The organism is Streptomyces sp. BB1-1-1 (assembly GCF_031597775.1).
Lineage (GTDB): Bacteria > Actinomycetota > Actinomycetes > Streptomycetales > Streptomycetaceae > Streptomyces > Streptomyces thinghirensis.
Genome location: NZ_CP134203.1, coordinates 1571927 through 1593339, shown reverse-complemented (window position 1 = coordinate 1593339; position 21413 = coordinate 1571927). Strand labels below are relative to the sequence as shown.

The window sequence follows — 21413 nt, the reverse complement described above, 5'->3', positions numbered from 1 at the left end:
GCCGTGCAACTGAGCCGCCTGGACCTCAATCTCGTCGTCGCCCTGCGCGCCCTGCTGGAGGAGCGGAACGTCACCCGCGCCGGGCAGCGCATCGGCCTCAGCCAGCCCGCGATGAGCGCTGCGCTGGCCCGGCTGCGCCGCCACTTCGACGACGATCTGCTCGCCCGTGTCGGCGGCCACTACGAGCTCACCGCCCTCGGACAAGTCCTTCTGGACCGCACCTCCACCGCCTATGACGTGCTCGAACGCCTCTTCGCCAGCCAGGCCGACTTCGACCCCGCCAAGGAGAGCCGCGAGTTCAAGCTCGTGGCGTCCGACTACGCCGTGGCCGTCTTCGGTACCGAACTCGCCCGTGTCGTGCACGAGGAGGCCCCCGGCATCCGGCTGCGTTTCGCGCAGACCCCGCCCACGGTGGTGGACGCCACGGACACGCTGCTCAGCACGACCGACGGCCTGCTGATGCCGCACGGCGTCATCAGCGACTTCCCCGCCACCGACCTCTACCGGGACCGCTGGGTCTTCCTCGTCGCCGACGACCACCCCAGCGTCGAGGAGCACCTCACCCTGCACGACCTCGCCCGGCTGCCCTGGGTCACCTACCAGCGCACCTACGACGCCCCCGCCGTGCGCCAACTCGGCATGCTGGGCATCGAACCCCGGGTCGAGGTCTCCGTCGACAGCTTCCAGCTGCTGCCCCTCCTGGTGGCCGGTACCGGGCGCATCGCCCTGATCCAGGCCCGCCTCGCCCGGCTGATGGAGCCGCTCGCCGCCGTGCGGGCCGTGGAGCCGCCGTACGAGGCGGTGCCGCTGCAGGAGGCGATGTGGTGGCACCCCGTGCACACGCACGACGCGGCCCACATCTGGCTACGGGAGACCGCCGCGCGAGTCGGCAGGCACATGGCGGCGGTGAACGAACCCCGGGCCGCCACCTGAGTGGAAGGCGCTTGCTCCGAGTGGGCGCGTCCGGTGAAGACCTCTCGCCCGTCGGCGCGCTGGGTGGTGACCTCGGGGCGGCAAGCGCTTCGATCCTCGGGTCAGGTCGTTCCTGGTGGACGCGAACGGGGGCCTGAAGTACACCGGGGACGCCTATCTGGACGACTGGATGGGGTCGTACTCCCACGACACCGACTCGGAGTTCTTCGCCCACTCCAGCGTCCACCGCGACAAGTTCGCACCCCGGCCTGGACACCGCTGTCGCGTCCCTCGTGCCGACCACGGACGCCTACGGACGCGTCGGCTCGGTCAACGAGGTCTGGGACGAGCTCCTGGAACGCATTCCACTGCCCCCGGGTACCACCACGGACCAGAACGAGTCGATGCTCAAACAACTGGCCTGTCACCTGCTGTACGCCATACCGGACCACGAGTGCAACTGGGGCTTCGAGGGTGATCGGTTGCCCAGCCCGGGGGCGAACTGGGACATCGACCGGGCCGAGCCGAAGAGGGTGACGGTCGGGGCGATGATCATCGACTCGGGCTGGATCCCAGGACTCCCGCAACCGCGCGGCACCGGAGGCCTGCTGGACGACCTGCTGCCGGGAATCGGGCTCGACCTCGGCCGCTGAGCACCGTCCGGACGAGGGTGGTTCAGATATCGGGCTCACGGCGGCTCTGGCCGGATAACGCCTCCGTGGGTCGTTGTCTCTTCAGCAAGACTTGTTGACCCACGACACATGCGCACCGTCGCTGCGGTGGCCCGTGCCCGGGAGGCCCTGATGCTGTCAGACGCGAGTCCGGACGAGGACGGGACAACAGCCCCGCCCGGACGGCAACGGCCTCCCGCCGATCGCGTCGCTCTCCGCGGCGACCTGCGGTCCGCCCTGCCCGACGCCACCGCGGCGGTGGTGGTCACGGCGCTCGTGTTCGCGTTCCTGTACGCCCGCATGGAGTCGGGTGCTTCGGACACCGTCGCGGTCATGCCGTTCATGGACGACGCCGGCACCTACTGGATGTACCTGCTCAGCCAGGCGTTCGGATGGTCGGGGCTGCTGTGGGCCTGGGGAACGGTCATGCTCGGCCTGCTGCTGTCGGGACCACGGCCCACCCGGCTGCCGGTCTCCCGGCGGGTACTGGAGCGCTGGCACCGCACCACGAGCCTGACGACGATGGCGCTCATGACCGCGCACGCGCTGATGTTCGCGGCGGAACTCGTGCGCTACGAGACGAAGGTGGGCTGGGCCGAGCGGTTGTGGGTGGGCTTCGCCGACAGCTTCGTACCCGGCTGGTACGACTCCGGCACCGGTCGCATCGCCATCCCGCTCGGCCAAGGTGCCCTGTACCTGGCGATTCCGCTGGGGCTGCTGTTCTACGTCCGGCACCGCATCGGGGCGAACACCTGGCGACGGCTGCACCGTTTCGTGATCGTCGTCTACGTGCTGAGCGTGTGGCACACACTGCTGTACGGAACCAACGTCTGGTACGGGGAGTGGCCGCGCACCGTCCTGTGGCTGCTGCAAGTCCCCGTGGCCTTGCTGCTGTTGGCCCGCCTGCTGAGACCGGCCCGGCGGGCCGAGAGGCTGGGCCGGCCGGGTGGGGGTACGGCCCGGTCGGGCTGGTGGCTACGGGTGGCAGGACGGGCCGCCGCCGGGGCTGTCGTCGTCGGGCTCGTGGTCGTCGTGGTGTCCGGCCGTGACGGCGGACGGGACCGTCCGTCCCATCCGCCCGCGACGGCCCCCCACTCCCAGGAGACCGATTGACGGCTTGAACGGGGCGGGCGAGGCGGTTCGCGACATGGGATGATGGCCGGCGACAAGGCGACGGCGGACGAGGAAGCCGGTGGAAATCCGGTGCGGTCCCGCCACTGTGATCGGCGAGCGAGTTCCCGACAGGCCCTGCCCGGCAACGGGCGGGAACGCCGGGTACGAGCATCGACCTGAGAGCCAGAGACTCACGCGGTCGCCTCCTCGACGAACCACCGGGGCGGATCTCCCCGGAGAGAGGGACGGCACCGCATGCCCGCAATGCCGACCGGACGAACGACAGACGACGCGAGGGCCGCAACGGCCACCGGCCCGGTGCCGTGCCGCATCGTCGTGTGCCGCGACTGCTGCTGCGGCAGCCCCAAAGTGACCGGCGTCGACCACACGGCCCAGACCGAACGCCTGCGCGCCGCGGCACCGGTGCGTGTTTCCGACTGCCTCGACGTCTGCGACCAGGCCAACGTCATCGTCGTACAACCCTCCGCGGAAGGCCGCGCCGCCGGTGCCCGGCCGGTCTGGCTCGGACTGGTCAACGATCCGGACGCCACCGAGGACATCGCCGCGTGGGTCCGCGCCGGTGGCCCCGGCGTGGCGCCCCGGCCGGACATCCTGGACCTCTACGCCTTCACTCCGCCCGGGCGCCGCGCGACCCGCTGACCCCGCGTCCACCAAGCGTGCGGACCAACGGCACGCCCCTGTGCGAAATACTCTCCCGATGAGTTCACGCACGTCCCCGATCAGCCGGCCGATCAAGATTCGGAGGGCCGTCGCGCGGGATGCCAAACGCCTCACGCGGCTCGTGCGTGGCTCGGGCGCCTACGCCGGTAAGTACGCAGCCGCGGTCGCGGGCTACCGGGTCGGGCCCGACTACATCGAGGCCCACCGCGTCTTCGTGGCCGTCGGCGCCGACGAGCCTGGAGGCCCGGTTCTCGGGTTCTACTCGCTCGTCCTCGCCCCACCGGAGCTCGACCTGCTGTTCGTCGCCGACGAAGCGCAAGGACGGGGTATCGGACGGCTGCTCGTCGCGCACATGCGGTCCGAGGCCCGTGCCGCCGGGCTCGACCGTGTCAAGGTCGTGTCGCATCCTCCCGCCGAGGACTTCTACCACCGCGTAGGCGCGACGCGGACCGGAACCGCGCTCGCCAACCCGCCCGCCGTGCCGTGGGACCGCCCCGAATTCGAGTTTCGCATCGCTTCGGAATGACGCGGTGTCTCATAGGTTCCGCCTGTACGGGCCATCGATTAGCCGTCCAGTCCGCCCTGTTCACCGAGGTCGGCTGCGAACGCGTCATCCGCTTCGCCTTCGACCTCGCGCGCACCCGCACCCGCCGCAAGGTCTCCTCCGTCACCAAGAGCAACGCCCAGCAGTACGGCATGGTGCTGTGGGACGACGTCTTCAAGCGCGTCGCAGCCGACTACCCCGACGTCGGACCGAGAGCGTCCTGGTCGACGCCATGTCCGCCAAGTTCGTCCTGCACCCCGAGGACTGGTCGGTCGTCGTCGCCTCCAACCTCAACGCCGATATCCTCTCCGACCTCGGCAGCGCCGCCCTGATGCTCGACCGTTTCGGCCCGCCCGACCAAGCGGCCCGACCGCACCGGGCCTCCCGCTCAGCGGGGGCCCGGTACGGCTGTGTGTTCAAAGGCCATTGAACGAAGTTTCGAGGGGGTGCGTGAACGCCGTGTCGCCGGGCACAAGGGCTATCGCACCGAGGTCCTGGCATTCGTAGCTGGTCGGGACCTACCAACCAAGGGGCGAACTGAGGCCCTGTGAGGCGTATACGCACACGCGCCTGAGTCGGAATCGACGATGGGATTTTAAAATGATCATTCTTGGGCTCATTCTGCTGATCATCGGCCTGCTTGTAGGCATGGGTCTGCTGACGACGATCGGTGGCATCCTCATTCTGGTCGGCGCCATCCTGTGGATCCTGGGTGCGACCGGTCGCGCGGTCGGTGGACGCAAGCACTTCTTCTGAGGTCAAGGCGCCTCACCGACTCGCTGCGACGAGTGACTGTCCGGTCCTGCCTCGTTGGCGACGGGTTTGCCCAGGAGGGCAAGACCTGGCGTGAGATCACCTGGTCAGACCGGTGTCCCGCACCCTCTCGTTATAGCCTCGGTCCCTCACTGGATACCACATGGCACAGGTTGTAAGACCGTCTACAGGCGTCCAGGTCAGTCCAGGGTGACCGTGTAAGGCCAGCTCAGAGCGTTTGATCTGAAGGCGTCGACTCAGTTGGTGATCGGCTTGTGATAGCGGCGTTCGACGAGAAGCTCCGCAGGTGCGGTCCGGCAGGGCTCTTGAGTGGGGTGGGTTTCTGCGTCTGTCTTGGGCGTCCTTTCACTTGGGGGTCCTCCTCTCCGAGTACGGAGGCGGGGACGCGGTGACAGCAAGCCTCCAGGGTCGAGCCACAGCGTGCGGCCCGGGAACTGTGCGCAATCGGCTTCGGGGCACACTGTCTGCCACTGCAAAGTTCACGCCTCGGTGTCCCGGCCGGTCGGGGGGGCCATGCGTGGTGTCGGTGCAAAGCAAGGATCAGCGGTTGTTGGAACGTATCCTGGAGGACCAGCATCGCAAGCTGGCGCCGGACAGGAACCGGGATGACTTCTTCACGTTCTTCGCCGCGGACAAGGCTCTGCAGGACTGGGACCTGGACAACGACGAGATCACGGACGGCATCGTCGACGGCGCGCATGGTTGCGGCATCGACGGCATCTGGACGTTCGTGGACGAGCGCTACATCACCGCTGATGCACATCAGTTTCTCCCGTCGCGTGCCGGCAAGATCGAGCTGGTCGTCTTGCAGGCGAAGAACTCCTCGGGATACCAGGAGTCGGTGATCGAGAAACTGCACTTTCATCTGCCCGCTCTGCTGGACATGGGTCGGGACGAGGAATACCTGGTCGCCCACACCAACGCCAAGCTGCTCGAACGCACGCGTCGCTTCCTGCATATCCTCGAAGAACTGGCATCGTCCTTCCCGCAAGTTCGCATCAAGGTCATCTACGCGAACAAGTAGGCGAAGATCACTTCCGACACCCGGGCCGACCTTGAATACCTCAGCGCCGCTGACCTGCGCGAGCGGACTGCCCGCGGAGCCAAAGCTGTCGCACAGCTCACTACCGCTTCATCACGTCCGATAACGAAGCGTTGCGCTTGGAGCTGTTCGAGTCCAACGTGCGCGACTACGCGGGGTCTACGGCCGTGAACAACGCCATCGGCGAAACCCTGAAGTCCGGGACCGGCGAGGACTTCTGGTGGTTCAACAACGGTGTCACCGTCGTCGCGGACGCTGCCCAGATCGCCGGCAAGAGGATCGTGGTCAAAGAGCCTCAGATCGTCAACGGGCTCCAGACCAGCCACGAGATATACAGCTACATTCAGAACGGTGGTCAGCACCGCGACCGGTCCCTCCTCGTCAAGATCGTTGTCGCGCCTGAATCCGGCACGGCTCGCGACCGCATCATCCGAGCGACCAACAGCCAGACCCAGCTGCCCGCCGGCGCACACACCAGGCTGCGCGCGTTCCTCGCCCGCTATGCCGAAGACCGGCCCTTGCTGGGTGACTCGCTGGGGAACTGGCTCCACCCGCTGGCAGCCATGTCCGCCTACACACTCACTCGGCTGCGGCAGCCTACGCCGCGAGACCTGCTCAACATCGACCCTGGGCACCTCAGCGATGACTTGATGTTCCGCATGACAGGCACTCTGGAGCAGAGCTTCAAAAGCGTTCTGCGCCGCAACAAGGCCGGCGGCGTGGACCGGATCGCCCGTACCCCCGACTTCACCACCTGGGGTACCAGGTGCCGGTCACCGTCACCCACGTGTCGGTCTCCGGTGCACGCACGCCACGGACCTCCGCCTTGACCGCCGTCGCGTCGGCCGCGCAGCACGCAACCGGGTCACGTCCCAGGTGCCGTCGTCATCACGGGTGACGAAACCGGTGAGCCGCACCGTGCGGTCTCGCAGCGAGAAGCCGCTGTCGTACGCGGCCCGGGAACCGAACTCGGCCAGGCTCAGACCCACCGGGTCACGGGCAGGCAGTGCGGGGAACGTGCCGACGAACTTCTCGGCACGCCCGGCTTCTTCCCGTGCCGCGCTGTAGAAACCCAGCGCAGGAGGAGGGAAGCAGAGCAGGGCGACGGCGGGCAGGGCGAGCAGCCAGGAGACACGAGGAGCGCCGGTATGGGCGTAAGCGTGATCATGCTGACCGCGCCCGTCGGCCTCGTCGGCGCCCTCCCGTGCCGCTCGGGCCGTCAGCGCGCCCCGCACCAGACCGAGAAGCGCCAGCAGCGCACCGGAGGCGATCAGGTACGGCCGCAGTCCGTCCGGTACGTAGCGGAGGTAGAGGTCGCTGAAGAGCGAGACGCGCAGCACCGCGGCGCCGACGAGCAGCAACAGCACGGCGGAACCGTACTTCCTCACAGCAGCCACCACCCCACCAGGACGCTGCCGGCCACCGCGGTCGCCCAGGTGACGGACGAGAATCGGAGGGCGCAGCCCCGCCCGAACGTGCCCGCCTGGAGGCGAAGAGCTTCAGACCGACCATCGGCCCGACCACCATGAACGCCAACTGGGCCACCGGTCCGAACCCGCTCAGCGACGCAGCCACGAAGGCGTCCGCCACGCTGCACACCACAGCACCACCGCGAGCACCGCCAGGAGCAGCACCGACACCCAGGCGGATGCCGTGAAGAGGTCGAGCAGCGACCGCGGCACGGCGCTGTTGAAAGTAGCCGCCGCGGCCGCCCCGACCACCAGAAAGCCCTCTGCGTGCAGGAAGTCGTGCTGCAGCCCGGACGCGAAGGCGCCCGCGCGTGAGCCCGCGGCCTCCGTGGTGGGCCTCGTCGGCAGCCTCAGCCACTCCGGGCGGCCGAAGCATGCCCACAGCCAGCCCATGGTCACGGCGGTGCCGGGGCGGCGAACCGGGCCACCACCATCATCGGTTCACCGGGGAAGGCGAGGGACGTGGCGACGAGCACCACGGGGTTGACCGCGGGCGCGGACAACAGGAAGGCGAGGGCGGCCGCCGGGGCCACCCCGCGCCGCATGAGACTGCCGGCCACCGGCACGGACGCGCACTCGCACCCGGGCAGCACCACTCCGGCCGCACCCGCCACGGGTACCGGGAGAGCGGGACTGCGCGGAAGCAACCGGGCGAAGACCCGTTCGGGAACCAACGTGCCGACGGCCGCGGAGACCAGCGCACCGAGCAGGAGGAACGGCACCCCCTGGACGACGACGGCGGTGAACACCGTCCACCAGGCCGCGACGGGAGGCGTGTAGAGATCGAGGGCGAGTGTCGGGCCAAGCACGCTGGCGACCGTGACGATCGTGAGGAGCGCGAACCCGCCGAGCAGGACGTTCACCGCCGCCCGCACGGCCAGGCGTATGGCGTCGGCCGGCCCGCCCCGCTCTCCGGCGTACTTCTGATCGCTCACGTCACTCGCTTCACCGTTCGGCAACTACCGCGCGGTAGTTGCCCGCCCACCTTAGTGAGACCACGCTGAGCGCCCCGCGTCCGGTCCTGTGCTTCACGCCGGCTGCCAGATCCGGGTCAGTGCCTGAGGGGTGAGTACCTGCTCGGGCGGGCCGTGTCCGACCAGCCGTCCGTCGCTGAGGAGCAGACAGGCGTCGGCCGAGCGAGCGGCCTCGAGATCGTGCGTGGCCTGGACGACGGTCGTGCCGTCGGCCACCAGGTCGGTCAGCAGGGCCGTGATGCGTTCCCGGGCTTCAGGGTCGAGGCCGGTGGTCGGCTCGTCCAGGAGCAGCAGGTCGGACTGCTGGGCGAGGCCCTGGGCGATCAGGACGCGTTGGCGCTGGCCGCCCGACAGCTCGCCGAGCTGGCGGGCGCGGAGGTCGGCGACGCCCAGGCGTTCCATGGCGGAGTCGACCACGGCCCGGTCCTGCCGGGTCGGCCGCCGCCACAGTCCACGCTCGCCCCAGCGGCCCATCTCCACGGTCTGCCGCGCGGTGAGGGGGAGTGTGTCGCCGACGGCGCCGCGCTGCGGGACGAAAGCCGGTGGCGAGCCCTCCGCGTACCGGAGCTGTCCGGATGTGGCAGTGATCACGCCGGCCAGGACGCCCAGCAATGTGGACTTGCCGCTTCCGTTCGGCCCCACGAGTGCGGTCATGGTCAAAGCCGTTATTTGCGCGCTGAGTTGGCGGAGAACGGGGCGGCCGGGGTAGCCGGCGTTCAGCTCATGGAACCGGACGCGCTCGTTCCTGGCTGCGCCGTCCGGTGGTGGCAGCGGGGTGTTTTTGAACATGGTTGTCATTGTAGGCTCCTCGTATGGAGTGGTTGACGGCCCCTTTCGAGGTGGCCTTTGTGCAGCGGGCCCTGTGGGCCGGGATCCTGGTTTCGGCGATCTGCGCCCTCGCGGGTACGTGGGTGGTGCTGCGAGGGATGGCCTTCCTCGGCGACGCCATGTCCCACGGGCTGCTGCCCGGCGTCGCGGTCGCCTCGCTGCTCGGGGGCAACCTGCTGGTGGGGGCGGTGGTGAGCGCGGCCGTCATGACGGCGGGCGTCACGGCGCTCGGACGCACTCCGAGGCTGTCCCAGGACACCGGCATCGGCCTGCTGTTCGTCGGCATGCTCTCGCTCGGCGTCATCATCGTGTCCCGTTCGCAGTCCTTCGCGGTGGACCTCACCGGGTTCCTCTTCGGTGACGTCCTCGCCGTGCGGGAGAGCGACCTGACGCTCCTCGGGGCGGCCCTGCTGTTGGCGCTGGCCGTCTCGGTGCTCGGTCACCGTGCCTTCCTGGCCCTGGCGTTCGACGAGCGCAAGGCCCGCACCCTCGGGCTGCGTCCCCGGCTCGCCCACGCCGTGCTGCTGGGACTGCTGGCGCTGGCCATCGTCGCCTCCTTCCACATCGTGGGCACGCTGCTCGTCCTGGGCCTGCTCATCGCCCCGCCCGCGGCGGCCCTGCCCTGGGCGCGCAGCGTGAGCGGCGTCATGGTCCTGGCCGCGGTCCTCGGTGCCGCCGCCACCTTCGGCGGCCTGCTCCTGTCCTGGCATCTGAGCACCGCGGCCGGCGCGACCGTCTCGGCCCTCGCGGTCGGCCTGTTCTTCTTCTCCCACCTGGCGTCCGGACTGCGGCACCGCCGCCGTGCGCGCCGGGCCGGCCTCCCGGCTCCGGCGGTCGCCTCGGCTCCGAGCACCTCCCTGTCCCGACCGAACGAAACCTGAGGCGATCTCCTTGTTCGTCCGAAGAAACGTCACATCACTGGCGCCCGCGCTGGCGGCCGTGCTTCTCGTGACCACCGGATGCGGCGGTCATGAGGAAGCCGACTCCGGCTCCGCGAGCCCCACTTCGTCGAGCACCCCCCACGGCTACGTCGAGGGCGCCGCCGAGGCGGCCGAGCAGCAGTCCCGGCTCCTGCTCGGCGACACCGGCAGCGGCGACACCCGGGTGCTGGACCTGATCACCGGCAAGGTGCACGACACCGCCCGCATGCCCGGTGTCGCCGCACTCACCACGGACGGCCGCTTCGGCTACTTCCATGGTGCGGACGGCACCCAAGTCCTCGACAGCGGCGCGTGGATGGTCGACCACGGTGATCACGTGCACTACTACCGCGCGAAGATCAAGGAGGTCGGCGAGTTCCCGGGCGGTGCTGGCACGCGCGTCCGCAGTGACGCGGGCGTCACCGTGGTCACGTCAGCTGACGGGAAGGCGAGCGCGTACCCGCGCGCGGAGCTGGAGAAGGGCGCCCTCGGCACCCCCACCCGGCTCCCGGGCACCTACGCCGGCGCCGTCGTGCCGTACGCGGAACACCTGATCACCCTCACCGGCGAAGGCGGTGACCCCGCGAGGGTCGCCGTGCTCGACCGGTCCGGCAAACGGGTCGCCACCCCGGAGGAGGAGTGCGAGGACCCGCGGGGTGACGCGGTCACCCGGCGCGGGCTCGTCCTCGGCTGCGCCGACGGCGCCCTGCTCGTCCACGAGGACGACGGCGCCTTCACCGCCGAGAAGATCCCTTACGGCGAGGACACGCCGCGGCACGAGCGCGCCACCGAGTTCCGGCACCGACCCGGCAGCAGCACCCTCACGGCACCCGCGGGCAAGGAAGCCGTCTGGGTCCTGGACGTCACCAAGGGCGCCTGGACCCGGGTGGAGACCGGCCCCGTGGTCGCCGCCAACACGGCCGGCGAAGGCGCACCCCTGCTGGTCCTGGAGACCGACGGAGCCCTGCACGGCTACGACATATCCGCCGGCAAGGAGACCGCGGTCACCGATCCCCTGCTGAAGGACCTCCCCGAAACCGGGCCCGGCCCCGGGACCGCGACTCCGGTGATCGAGGTGGACCGCAGCCGCGCCTACCTCAACGACCCCGAGGGCAAGCGCGTGTACGAGATCGACTACAACGACAACCTCCGAGTGGCCCGCACGTTCGATCTGGACGTCCGTCCGTCCCTGATGGTGGAGACGGGCCGATGAGCGTGCGCGTGGGTGCGGCACGGGTCCGTGCCCTGCTGCTGACCGTGGTCAGCTTCTTCGTCCTCGCCGGTACGGCGACCGGCTGCGCGGGCGGTGGCGACGAACGGCCCCGGGTCGTGGTGACCACCAACATCCTCGGCGACATCACCCGGGAGATCGTCGGGGGCGAGGCGGACGTCAGCGTCCTGATGAAGCCCAACGCCGACCCGCACTCCTTCGGCCTGTCGGCCGTGCAGGCCGCGGAACTGGAGAACGCGGACCTGGTCGTCTACAACGGGCTCGGCCTCGAGGAGAACGTACTGCGGCACGTGGAAGCGGCCCGCGAGTCCGGTGTGGCCACCTTCGCGGCAGGCGAGGCGGCCGACCCGCTCACCTTCCACACCGGGCAGGAGGGCGGCCCCGAGGAGGAGGCCGGCGAACCCGACCCGCACTTCTGGACCGACCCCGACCGGGTGCGCAAGGCCGCCGGCCTGATCGCCGACCAGGTCGTCGAGCATGTGGACGGCGTCAACGAGAAGGCCGTCCGGGCCAACGCGGCACGCTACGACGGACAACTCGCCGACCTCACCACCTGGATGGAGAAGTCCTTCGACGCCGTCCCCGAGGACCGGCGTGCCCTGGTGACCAACCACCACGTCTTCGGCTACCTCGCCGACCGTTTCGACTTCCGCGTGATCGGCGCCGTCATCCCCAGCGGCACCACCCTCGCCTCACCCAGCTCCTCCGACCTGCGCTCCCTCACCGAGGCCATGGAGGAGGCCGGGGTGCGCACCGTCTTCGCCGACTCCTCCCAGCCCACCCGGCTCGCCGAGGTGCTGCGTCAGGAGATGGGCGGTGACGTGGACGTGGTCTCGCTGTACTCCGAGTCGCTGACCGAGAAGGGCAAGGGCGCCGGCACCTACCTGGAAATGATGCGCGCCAACACCTCGGCCATGGCCGACGGCCTCACCGGCGACTGAACGCGCTTCCCCGCGGCCCGGCGAACCGAACACGCCGGCCGTTCCACCCCACAAACCCGCGCCCTGAGGGCCGGAGAGGACAGACACACCATGAACAGGTCGACACGCGCCAGAACGCTCACCGGCACGGCACTCGCCCTGGCGGCGGCCATGGCGCTGACCGCCTGCGGCGGCAGCGACGACGCCTCCTCCGACGCCGAGCCGAAGAAGCAGACGAAGGGCAGCGAGGCCGCTGCCGTCAAGAACCCGGTCGTCGCCTCCTACGACGGAGGGCTGTACGTCCTCGACGGCGAGACCCTGAAGCTGGCGAAGACCGTCGAGCTGCCCGGCTTCAACCGGGTCAACCCGGCCGGCGACGAGGACCACGTCATCGTCTCCACCGACAGCGGCTTCCGCGTGTTCGACGCCGCCCGACAGACGTTCACGGACGCCGAGTTCAAGGGCGTGAAGCCGGGGCATGTGGTGCGGCACGGCGGCAAGACGGTGCTGTTCACCGACGGCACGGGCGAGGTGAACGTCTTCGACCCCGCCGACCTGGCCGGCGGGAAGCAGCCGGAGGGCCGCAACTACACCTCCGCCAAACCCCACCACGGCGTCGCCATCGAACTGGCGGGCGGCGAACTCGTCACCACGCTGGGCACCGAGGAGAAGCGCACCGGCGCCCTCGTCCTCGACAAGGACAACAAGGAGATCGCCCGCGCCGAGAACTGCCCCGGCGTGCACGGCGAGGCCGCCGCCCAGGGCGACATCGTCGGACTCGGCTGCGAGGACGGCGTACTCCTCTACAAGGACGGCAAGTTCACCAAGGTCGACGCCCCCGACGACTACGCCCGCACCGGCAACCAGGCCGGCAGCGACGCCTCCCCGATCCTCCTGGGCGACTACAAGACCGACCCCGACGCGGAACTGGAACGGCCCACCCGCATATCGCTGATCGACACCCGCACCGCGAAGATGAAGCTCGTCGACCTCGGCACCAGCTACTCCTTCCGCTCCCTCGCCCGCGGCCCGCACGGCGAAGCACTCGTGCTCGGCACCAACGGCGTACTCCACGTCATCGACCCCGAGACCGGCAAGGTCAAGAAGAAGATCGACGCGGTCGGCGACTGGACCGAGCCTCTGGACTGGCAGCAGCCCAGGCCCACCCTCTTCGTCCGCGACCACACGGCGTACGTCTCAGAACCGGGCAAGCGCCAACTGCACGCCTTCGACCTGGACTCCGGCGACAAGATGACGTCCGTGACGCTGCCGAAGGCAACCAACGAGCTGTCCGGGACGGTGGCCGGTCACTGACCGGACCCGCTCCCAGCGCTCCCTGAGCAGCGCCCGCCGGCCCTGGGCCGGCGGGCGCTCTGTACTGCCCGCATCAGCCGCACCCGCGACCACTCACAAGGACCGGTAGGCTCCTCGCGCCGGTCGGTGAGGCCGCCAGACCTCCGTCGTTCCTTCTGAGCGTCCGTCCGTCGGGAGCTGGACGCTGTTCAAGCACGCTGCTCCGCGGAGCCCGGGCCCGGAGTGATCCGAGTGAAGCCGCACCTGTCGCAGACACCGGTCAGTTCCACTGTGTGCTCGACCTCGCTGAAGCCCATGCCTTCGGCGACGCTCTCCGCCCAGCGCTCGACCACGCCGGCCTCGACCTCCGTGCTCAGGCCGCAGTCACGGCAGACGAGATAGTGGCGGTGCCCGTCGGCGGGCCGGGGCCGGTACAGCCGCTCCCCGCTCTTCTCCCGTACGACGTCGAGCTGTCCAGACCGTTCCAAGGCGTGGAGAGTCCGGTACACCGTGGTCAGACCAATGGTGATGCCGTCGGCTTCCAGTGCTTCATGCAACTCCTGCGCGGAGGTGAAGCCGGCTCGCTGGTGCAGTGCGGTCATCACGGCCGTCCGTTGGCGTGTCGGGCGCAACGGGGCCGGCAGCTGTGTTGCGGATGTTTCGCGCAGGCTGCCCACCTCCAAAGTGATGACGCACATGGTAATCATTTCCATAAGAGATTCAAAGGACGGTTGGGGCTTTGGCGGCGCTAGTTGAATATGGAAGTCATTATCGACTACTGTCTGACTGTCGAACAGATGGCCGCGTGGACGGCGGCAGGGGAGGGGCCCTCATGACCGTCGCAGGCCGGGCGTCCGAAGCCCGGAATATCAGTGTCGAGCGGGATCGGTGTGTGGGGGCGGGGCAGTGTGTGCTCGCCGCGCCGAGCGTCTTCGACCAGGACGAAGAGGAAGGGCTCGTGCTGGTCCTGGACGGGGAGCCTCCCGCGTCCCAGTCGGACGCGGTGCGTGAAGCCGTGTGGGCCTGCCCGTCTGGGGCCCTGGCCTTGCGGTAGTCCGCGAGCATCGCGGTAGTCCACGAGCGCTGCGGGACGCTCCAGGCGCCCAGACGTGACGGAAGCGGTACGTCTTGCCGCCGAGCGCCGCTGACCTGCCGGTCACCGGCTCCCGTTGGGCCCTACTTCACACGCCGTGTATGTGCCACGGCTTCTTGATCAGCTCAGCAGAACGTCAAGGAGAAGCATGTCCAGACAGACCGATCGCCGCGCCTTCCTCCGCCGTGGTGCTGCGGGCGCCGCGGCTATGGCGGTGGGCCCCGGCCTGCTGGCGGCGTGCTCCACCGACGAGCCCGCGTCCGACCGCAAGTCCGGACCGGGTTCGTCGCCCCGCTCGGGCGGCACGCTGCGGGCCGCCTTCGTCGGAGGCGGCGCCTCCGAGACGCTCGATTTGTTCAACGGCCCGTCCGCGCTGGACCTGGTGCGGGCCCGGGCCTGGCACGGCACGCTGGGCAACCTGGACCCCAGTGGGCCCGACGGGGTGCGCTATGGCGTGCTCAAGGGCATCGACATCGCCGACGATCTGTCGGCCTACACCCTGCACGTGCGGCCCGGCGTCCGCTTCACCGACGGCTCCGAGCTGACCGCTGCCGACGTCCTGCACTCCCTCAGCGCCCTCGCGGCCAACAGCAAACTGCCCGTGTACCGGCTCGCCGCCGCCAACTTCGACCTCGCGCACGCCAAGGCCGACGGTGACCTGAAGGTCGTACTGCCCACCCTGCGGCCCATCGCCGACGGTCGCCTGATCCTCTGCCAGGGCAACTTCCCGGTGGTCAAGGACGGCACTAAGAACTTCCGCAAGGGCATGCCCAGCTGCGGACCCTTCCGGCTGACCGAGTTCACGGCCGGCCAGGGTGCGGCGTTCGAGCGCTACGACGACCACTACGGCCACGTACCCCACCTGGACGGACTGGAGCTGCGGTCGATCGCTGACTCGACCGCCAGGGCCGGAGCGCTCACCGGCGGTGAGATCGACTTCGCACACGACCTCTCACCCGTCACCGCGCGCACACTCGGGGACAACGGGAACGTCGAACTCGTTCCCACGAGGAGCCCGTACCTGATCGGCCTGTCCTTCCAGATGAACATGAAGGTCAAGCCCTTCGACGATCCCAGGGTGCGCGAGGCGTTCAAGCTCGCGGTCGACCGGCAGGCCATGGTGGATACGGTGTTCTACGGCAACGCCGAAGTCGGCAACGACCTGCCCTCCATCGGTTTCCCCGACTACGCGGAGGGCCTGCCCCAGCGCGCCCACGACCCCGAGCGGGCTCGGGCGTTGCTCAAGGAGGCCGGAGCCGAGGGGATGAAGGTCGCGCTGACGACCGGGCCGGAGACGCCGGGCATGGTCGAGATGGCCACCCTCTTCGTCGAGGACCTGAAGAAGGTCGGTGTCCGGGCGTCTGTGCGTGAACTGCCGGCGGGACAGCTTTACGCCGACTTCCCCGCCTACGCGGCGCTGCCGCTGGCGGGCTCGTACCAGATGCCCATCCCCGCACTCTCGATCTACCAGATGAGCACGGCGGGTGGATCGCCGTCGGCGTTCGGCTGGAAGGAGTCCGCGACCGACACCCTCGTGGCGAAGGCCCGCGCCGAGAGCGACCAGGCCGAGGCCAGGAAGTTGGGAACGCAGGCGCAGCGCACGCGCTGGGAGGAGGGCAACCAGGTGCTGCCGGTCTTCAAGCCGAACCTGAACGCCCAGGCCAAGGGGGTCCGCGGGATACGTGACGATCTCTTCGAGCAGTTCCCCGGCTTCTCGCAGGCGTCGCTGGCGTGAGCCTGATCGCGTTCGTCGGCCGTCGCCTCGTGGGGGCGGCCGTCCTGCTCGTCGTGCTGTCGGCCGCCATCTTCGCGGCCACGGCGGTCCTTCCGGGCGACGCGGTCAGCGCGGTCGCCGGGATGGACGCCTCCGATGCGCAGCGCGCCGAGGTCCGCGCCGAACTAGGGCTGGACCGGCCGGCCGCCGAACGGTACGCGGACTGGGTGGCAGGCGCGGTCCGGGGGGATCTGGGCCGTGGCTTCGTGGGGGAGCGGCCGGTCACCGACGTCCTCGCCACTCGCCTGCCCAACAGCCTGCTCCTCGCCGGGCTGACGCTCGCGGTCACCGCGCCATTGGCCGCGCTCCTGGGCCTGTGGACCGGACTGCGCGGGGGCGGTGCCGACCGCTTCGTCTCCACGGCCGCCCAGGTCCTTGCCGCGGTACCGGAGTTCGTCATCGCCGCGCTGCTCGTCGCGGTACTGGCGGTGTGGCTGGAGCTCCTGCCGCGTGTCTCCGTCATCCCCCTGGGAGGTACGCCCCTCGATGTGCCGCAGGCGCTGATCCTGCCCGTACTGACGCTCAGCGCCGTCGGGTTCGCGGTGGCCACCAGGCTTCTGCGGGTTTCCGTCGCGGACGCGGCGGCCACACCCTACTGCGAAGCCGCACGGCTCAACGGAGTACGCGGAGTACGGCTCGCTGTCCGCCACATCCTGCCCAACGCAGCGGCTCCCGCCGTCCACGCGCTCACTCTCACCACAGGGGCGCTGGTCGGCTCGGCGGTGGTGGTGGAGAACGTCTTCGACTACCCGGGCATCGGTAGGGAACTGCAACTGGCCGTCGCGGCACGGGACATACCCATGGTGCAGGGCATCGCCACGGTACTCGCCGGGGTGATGCTCGCGGTGCTGCTAACGGGTGACATCTGCGCCCGCCTGCTGGGCGCGCGGGAAGGACATGGCCGATGACGACCGTCCTCACACCATCGGGGAGGCGGGCACGCACCGCCCGGACGGGCACCCTCCACCGCCGCCGGCCACCACTGCTCACCGGGACGGGCACCCTGCTCGTCCTCCTGCTCGCCCTGCTGGGCCCGCTGGCCGCTCCGCACAGTCCCACCGCGCAGCTCGCCGCACCCTTCCAGCACCCCGACGGTCAGTTCCTCCTCGGCACCGACGTGCTGGGCCGGGACGTACTGAGCCGGGTCCTCAGCGGCGGCCGCACCATCGTGCTCACCGCGCTGGCGGGCACGGCCGCGGCCGGAGCCATCGGGCTGGCCGCCGGCGTTCTGGCGGCCATGGTCTCCCGCCGGCTGGGCGACCTGCTGCTCCGCTGCGTCGACGCCCTGGCCGTCCTCCCCGCTCTCTTGGTCGTCCTCGTCCTCGCCGCGGGGTTCCCCGGCAGCGCTACGGCCCTGGTGGCCGCCGTCGCCCTCGCCACCGCCCCGTTCTCGACCCGCGTGCTGCACGCCGCGGCGGACACGGTACTCAGCAGCGGGTACGTCGAGGCCGCCCTGTCCCGGGGCGACACGCGGCGGGCCGTACTGCGCCACGACGTGCTGCCCAACATCGCCGGACCGGCGCTGATGGACACCGCCCTGCGCTTGGTCGCTTCCCTCCACCTCACCGCCACCGCGGGGTTCCTCGGCCTTGGACCGGGCGGGGCGACGCCGGACTGGGGGCGCATGGTGAGTGAGAACGTACCGGGTGCGACGCTGGCCGCCATGCCGTTCCTCACCCCGGCGCTGCTGCTGGTGCTGCTGTCCGTCTGTGTCGGCCTGCTGGCCGGGCGGCTGGCCGACACCGTGGGGAGGGGAGCCGCATGACCGGCCGCCGTGCCACCGCTTCCCTCCCCGGCGCCGGTCGGCTCGCGGAGACCAACGCCCTGACGCTGGGCCCCACGGCCGGTGGGCCGCCCGTCGTGCACGACGTCGGCTTCTCGGTGTCGCACGGGCAGGTGCTGGGGATCGTCGGCAGGTCGGGATCGGGCAAGAGCACCCTGGCGCACAGTCTGCTCGGCCATGTCCGCCCTGGCCTGCAGATCCGCGGCGGAACCGTCCGGGTGGCCGGCCTCGATCCCTTCGACCGGGCGGATGCCCGCCGGCTGCGCGGCCGGGTGGTGTCGTTCCTCGGGCAGGACCCGGCCTCGTCACTCAACCCCGCGCTTCGGATCGGCACGCAGGTCGCCGAGGCGGTGCGGCTGCGCTCGTCCGTGACGGGGAGAGCCGACGTCTCCGCGAGGGTCGGGGAGTTGCTGTCGTCCGTGCGACTGCCGGCCGACCGAGCGTTCCGGCGACGGCTGCCCCGGCAACTGTCCGGGGGACAGGCCCAGCGGGTCGCCCTCGCCCTGGCGCTGGCAGGCCGGCCCAGCCTGCTGGTCCTCGACGAGCCCACCAGCGGCCTGGACCCGGTCCTGGCGGACGGCATGCGCGGTCTGCTGGCCGAGGCTCTCTCCGAGGGGGACCGCGCCGCATTGCTGGTCAGCCATGACCCGGCGTGGATCGCGTCCGTGGCGGACGACCTGATCCGTCTGGAACAGGGCCGGATCATCGCGCGCCGGAAGCCCGGGGCGGCGTCGGCCGTCCAGCTCTCCAGAACCCCCAAGGTCACCACCCGCCGCTCCGAGGCCCCCCGCGACACCGCCGCGGACCTCGCCGCCTCAGGCGGGCTTTCCGTACGGGGTCTGCACGCCGTCCACGGGCGGGTCTCCGTGCTGCACGATGTCTCCCTCACCGTTCCGGCGGGTTCCTGCACCGCCATCGTGGGTGCGTCCGGATCGGGGAAGACCACCCTCGCCCGATGTCTCGTGGGACTGCACCCGCCGGTACGGGGGAGCGTCGAGTGGCGTGAGGGAAGCGCGCCGCGCCGACGCGGGGCTGCGGTGCAGCTCGTCGCGCAGGACTCCCGTGGGGCTCTCAATCCGCGCGAGTCTGTGGCCGACGCGCTCACGCGCCCACTCAGGGGGTTGCGGAGCCGGTCGGCCCGGGAGGCGTCCGAAGAGGCCGTACGGCTGCTGAGACTGGTCGGGTTGCGAGCCGACGTACTGGCACGGCGGCCCGGGGAGTTGTCCGGCGGGCAGCGGCAACGCGTCGCGCTGGCCAGGACGCTGGCCGCCGAGCCGCGTGCTCTCGTCTGTGACGAGATCACCTCGGCGCTCGATCCGGAGACCGCGGGCAAGGTCCTGGACCTGCTGGACTCGCTGCGGCGCACACTGGGCCTGACAGTCGTCATGGTGACGCACGACCTGACAGCCGTCGCCACCCGCGCGGAGCAGGTAGTCGTCCTGGACGCGGGCCGGGTCGTCGAAGCCGGTCCTGCTGACCGCGTGCTGGTGGACCCCGAGCACCCCGTCACCCTAGGACTGCTCGCCCGCGAGGACGGTCCCGCCCTCGTCGTGCCGGAGTAGCCGAGAATGAGGGGCGTCTTACGGTCGTCGGGAGGAGCGCCCCGCCTAGTGGGCGCTCCCTCGCGACACGCCTTACGGCCGGAGCAGTGTCTGCGCCAGCGCGGCCTTGTCGACCTTTCCGACTGCGGTCAGCGGGAGGCCGGCCACCTGGACGACCTCGTCCGGGGTCTTGTATCCGGCCAGCCCGCGCTCCCTCAAGTGGGCGGCCACCTCCCGCGCGCCGGGGGCCTCGCCGTCGCACACCACGAAGGCGACGGTCCGCTCGCCCCAGCGCTCGTCCGGCACTCCAACCAACGCCGCGGCCGTGATCGCCGGATGCGTGAGCAACTGCTCCTCCACCTCGACGGCAGCGATTTTCTCGCCGCCTCGGTTGATCTGGTCCTTGATCCGGCCGACTACTACGAGGTGTCCGGTCGGCAGCCGACGCACCACGTCGCCGGTCCTGTAGTAGCCGTCCGGGGTGAACGCCGTGCGGTTGTGATCCTCGGCGCGGTAGTAGCCGCGCAGCGTGTACGGGCCCCGGGTGAGCAGTTCGCCCGCCGCCCCGTCCGGCACGGGCCTGCCGTCGGCGTCCACCACCAGGATCTCATCGTCGGGGGAGACGGGACGGCCCTGGGTGGCGCAGACGAGGTCCTCGGGGTCGTCGAGGCGTGTGAGGTTGATCAGTCCCTCCGCCATGCCGAAGACCTGCTGCACGGTCGCCCCGAGCGCCGGACCGAGCTTGCGGGCGTGCTCCTCCGGCAGCCGCGCCCCGCCGACCTGCACCACCGAAAGGCTGTTGAGGTCCCACGAACCGGAGGCGGCCTCGTCCACCCAGTGGGTGGCGAGCGGCGGGGTCAGCGAGGTCACGGTCACGCCCTCCCGCTCGACGAGCGCGAACGCCGTCTGCGGGCTGGGATCCGGAGCGAGCACGACGGTCCCCCCGGCCATGAGGGTGCCCAGCACACCGGGGCAGGCGAAGGTGAAGTTGAACCCGACCGGCAGCACCGCCAGGTAGACGGTCCGTTCGTCGAGGGCGCAGACCTCGGCACAGGCGCGGGCGTTGTAGGCGTAGTCGTCGTGCGTCCGCGGAATGAGCTTGGGCAGGCCGGTGGTGCCGCCGGACAGCAGCAGAAGGGCGACGTCGGCGGGGCCCGCTCCGCCGTCTTCGGATACCGGCGCCGGAAGGGCGTCCGGCGCGGTACGACCGGGCAGGGGGAGCGGGGTCGCCCGCAGTGTCTCGAACGGGACGAAGCCGCTCTCCGAACCGGAATCGCCAACCACGACGACTGTCCGGAGCGAGCCGCCCGGCCCCTGCTCCGCCCTTGTCTCGCGCATCAACTCCCGGTGGTCGAACCTGGCGTGCAGGTCGGGCACCACACAGGCCACCGCACCCGACACGCGCACCAGATGACCGACTTCCCGGCGCCGGTGGCCGGGCATGGCGTGCACCGGGACCGCCCCGAGGCGCTGCAGTCCGAACCAGACGAGTACGAACTCGGCGCAGTTGGGGAGCTGGACGACGACGCGGTCACCCCGCTCGATCCCGAGCGCGCGCAGTCCGTGGGCGACGCGGTCGGCCTCGATGTCCAGATCCGTATAGGTCCACCGCCGGTCCCCGTCGACCAAGGCGACACGGCCCCCATGGTCGGTGCTCGCCTGACGCAGGCGGGCACCGAAGGTGAACCCCTGCCAGTGGCCGATGGCCCGGTAGCGCGCTGCTTCCGCCCCCGACCAGCCACTCTGCTTCTCGCTCATGTGGTTCTGCCCTCTCTCCGTCGGTATCGGGCCCTGGTGCCGCGGCCCGTGGTGTGACTACGATGTGAAGCATAGAAATGATAATCATTTCA

22 protein-coding genes, 2 pseudogenes and 1 riboswitch are annotated in these 21413 nt (G+C 70.3%); of the genes and pseudogenes, 19 read left to right on the top strand and 5 right to left on the bottom strand.

Features of this window, described 5'->3' with window-relative positions; genetic code table 11:
* Positions 1–3 precede the first annotated feature (3 nt).
* The 10 genes and pseudogenes from RI578_RS07390 to RI578_RS07345 all read left to right on the top strand — a co-directional run bounded on the left by RI578_RS07390 (position 4) and on the right by RI578_RS07345 (position 6567).
* Positions 4–933, top strand: coding sequence for a LysR family transcriptional regulator (locus RI578_RS07390; RefSeq protein ID WP_310870333.1), 930 nt, complete (start codon positions 4–6; stop codon positions 931–933).
* Positions 934–1205: 272 nt separating this feature from the next.
* Positions 1206–1565 carry a hypothetical protein gene (locus RI578_RS07385; RefSeq protein ID WP_310870332.1) on the top strand — a complete coding sequence of 120 codons (360 nt, stop codon included), beginning with the start codon at positions 1206–1208 and terminating at the stop codon, positions 1563–1565.
* 150 nt (positions 1566–1715) lie between these two features.
* On the top strand, positions 1716–2696 hold the full coding sequence (locus RI578_RS07380) for a ferric reductase-like transmembrane domain-containing protein (protein ID WP_310875693.1): 981 nt from the start codon (positions 1716–1718) through the stop codon (positions 2694–2696).
* A gap of 67 nt (positions 2697–2763) precedes the next feature.
* A riboswitch (cobalamin riboswitch) is annotated at positions 2764–2889 on the top strand.
* 71 nt (positions 2890–2960) lie between these two features.
* Positions 2961–3356: a (2Fe-2S) ferredoxin domain-containing protein gene (locus RI578_RS07375; protein WP_310875692.1), complete on the top strand. Its 396-nt coding sequence runs from the start codon at positions 2961–2963 to the stop codon at positions 3354–3356.
* Positions 3357–3414: 58 nt separating this feature from the next.
* Complete coding sequence (locus RI578_RS07370; RefSeq protein ID WP_310870331.1) at positions 3415–3903, top strand: GNAT family N-acetyltransferase; 489 nt, start codon at positions 3415–3417, stop codon at positions 3901–3903.
* Positions 3900–4067 (top strand): annotated as a pseudogene (locus tag RI578_RS07365) (tartrate dehydrogenase); the annotation flags it as partial. The gene RI578_RS07370 and the pseudogene RI578_RS07365, both read left to right, overlap by 4 nt.
* Before the next feature lie 86 nt (positions 4068–4153).
* The gene (locus RI578_RS07360) at positions 4154–4351 is read left to right on the top strand and encodes a hypothetical protein (protein ID WP_310875993.1); all 198 of its coding nucleotides are present in this window, start codon (positions 4154–4156) and stop codon (positions 4349–4351) included.
* A gap of 170 nt (positions 4352–4521) precedes the next feature.
* A complete protein-coding gene (locus RI578_RS07355) occupies positions 4522–4677 on the top strand; it encodes a hypothetical protein (RefSeq protein WP_010059700.1) in 156 nt (51 codons plus the stop codon).
* Between the two features lie 535 nt (positions 4678–5212).
* Positions 5213–5719, top strand: a complete 507-nt coding sequence (locus tag RI578_RS07350; RefSeq protein WP_310870330.1) for a hypothetical protein — start codon at positions 5213–5215, stop codon at positions 5717–5719.
* A gap of 137 nt (positions 5720–5856) precedes the next feature.
* Complete coding sequence (locus RI578_RS07345; RefSeq protein WP_310870329.1) at positions 5857–6567, top strand: AIPR family protein; 711 nt, start codon at positions 5857–5859, stop codon at positions 6565–6567.
* On the opposite strand, the gene RI578_RS07340 is transcribed toward RI578_RS07345, so the two are convergent.
* The 3 genes and pseudogenes from RI578_RS07340 to aztA all read right to left on the bottom strand — a co-directional run bounded on the left by RI578_RS07340 (position 6517) and on the right by aztA (position 8969).
* Positions 6517–7104 (bottom strand): hypothetical protein, encoded by a 588-nt coding sequence (locus RI578_RS07340; protein ID WP_310870328.1) that lies wholly within the window; start codon positions 7102–7104, stop codon positions 6517–6519. The two genes, RI578_RS07345 and RI578_RS07340, sit on opposite strands and share 51 nt — an antisense overlap.
* Positions 7105–7121: 17 nt before the next feature.
* Positions 7122–8141, bottom strand: a pseudogene (locus RI578_RS07335) (permease).
* A gap of 93 nt (positions 8142–8234) precedes the next feature.
* A complete protein-coding gene (aztA, locus tag RI578_RS07330; protein ID WP_310870327.1) occupies positions 8235–8969 on the bottom strand; it encodes a zinc ABC transporter ATP-binding protein AztA in 735 nt (244 codons plus the stop codon).
* Positions 8970–8992: 23 nt separating this feature from the next.
* Between aztA and aztB the strand changes: the two genes are divergently transcribed.
* The 4 genes from aztB to aztD all read left to right on the top strand — a co-directional run bounded on the left by aztB (position 8993) and on the right by aztD (position 13393).
* Positions 8993–9889, top strand: a complete 897-nt coding sequence (gene aztB / locus RI578_RS07325; protein ID WP_310870326.1) for a zinc ABC transporter permease AztB — start codon at positions 8993–8995, stop codon at positions 9887–9889.
* Positions 9890–9899: 10 nt separating this feature from the next.
* The gene (locus RI578_RS07320; protein WP_310870325.1) at positions 9900–11141 is read left to right on the top strand and encodes a hypothetical protein; all 1242 of its coding nucleotides are present in this window, start codon (positions 9900–9902) and stop codon (positions 11139–11141) included.
* Positions 11138–12100, top strand: coding sequence for a zinc ABC transporter substrate-binding protein AztC (gene aztC, locus RI578_RS07315; protein WP_310870324.1), 963 nt, complete (start codon positions 11138–11140; stop codon positions 12098–12100). The genes RI578_RS07320 and aztC overlap by 4 nt, the downstream gene beginning before the upstream one ends.
* Before the next feature lie 90 nt (positions 12101–12190).
* Entirely contained in the window at positions 12191–13393 is a 1203-nt protein-coding gene (gene aztD / locus RI578_RS07310) for a zinc metallochaperone AztD (protein WP_310870323.1), read from the top strand.
* Between the two features lie 188 nt (positions 13394–13581).
* Here aztD and RI578_RS07305 read toward each other — a convergent pair whose 3' ends face one another.
* The gene (locus RI578_RS07305) at positions 13582–14070 is read right to left on the bottom strand and encodes a Fur family transcriptional regulator (RefSeq protein WP_310870322.1); all 489 of its coding nucleotides are present in this window, start codon (positions 14068–14070) and stop codon (positions 13582–13584) included.
* Between the two features lie 134 nt (positions 14071–14204).
* On the opposite strand from RI578_RS07305, the gene RI578_RS07300 reads away from it, so the two are divergent.
* The 5 genes from RI578_RS07300 to RI578_RS07280 all read left to right on the top strand — a co-directional run bounded on the left by RI578_RS07300 (position 14205) and on the right by RI578_RS07280 (position 19584).
* Positions 14205–14426, top strand: coding sequence for a ferredoxin (locus RI578_RS07300; RefSeq protein WP_310870321.1), 222 nt, complete (start codon positions 14205–14207; stop codon positions 14424–14426).
* Positions 14427–14613: 187 nt separating this feature from the next.
* Positions 14614–16200: an ABC transporter substrate-binding protein gene (locus RI578_RS07295; protein ID WP_310870320.1), complete on the top strand. Its 1587-nt coding sequence runs from the start codon at positions 14614–14616 to the stop codon at positions 16198–16200.
* On the top strand, positions 16197–17147 hold the full coding sequence (locus RI578_RS07290) for an ABC transporter permease (protein ID WP_310870319.1): 951 nt from the start codon (positions 16197–16199) through the stop codon (positions 17145–17147). Before RI578_RS07295 ends, RI578_RS07290 begins: the two co-directional genes overlap by 4 nt.
* Complete coding sequence (locus RI578_RS07285) at positions 17144–18004, top strand: ABC transporter permease subunit (protein WP_310870318.1); 861 nt, start codon at positions 17144–17146, stop codon at positions 18002–18004. The genes RI578_RS07290 and RI578_RS07285 overlap by 4 nt, the downstream gene beginning before the upstream one ends.
* The gene (locus RI578_RS07280; protein WP_310870317.1) at positions 18001–19584 is read left to right on the top strand and encodes an ATP-binding cassette domain-containing protein; all 1584 of its coding nucleotides are present in this window, start codon (positions 18001–18003) and stop codon (positions 19582–19584) included. Before RI578_RS07285 ends, RI578_RS07280 begins: the two co-directional genes overlap by 4 nt.
* 72 nt (positions 19585–19656) lie before the next feature.
* Here the strand turns inward: RI578_RS07280 and RI578_RS07275 are convergent, their stop codons facing one another.
* Entirely contained in the window at positions 19657–21321 is a 1665-nt protein-coding gene (locus tag RI578_RS07275) for a (2,3-dihydroxybenzoyl)adenylate synthase (RefSeq protein WP_310870316.1), read from the bottom strand.
* Between the last annotated feature and the right edge of the window lie 92 nt (positions 21322–21413).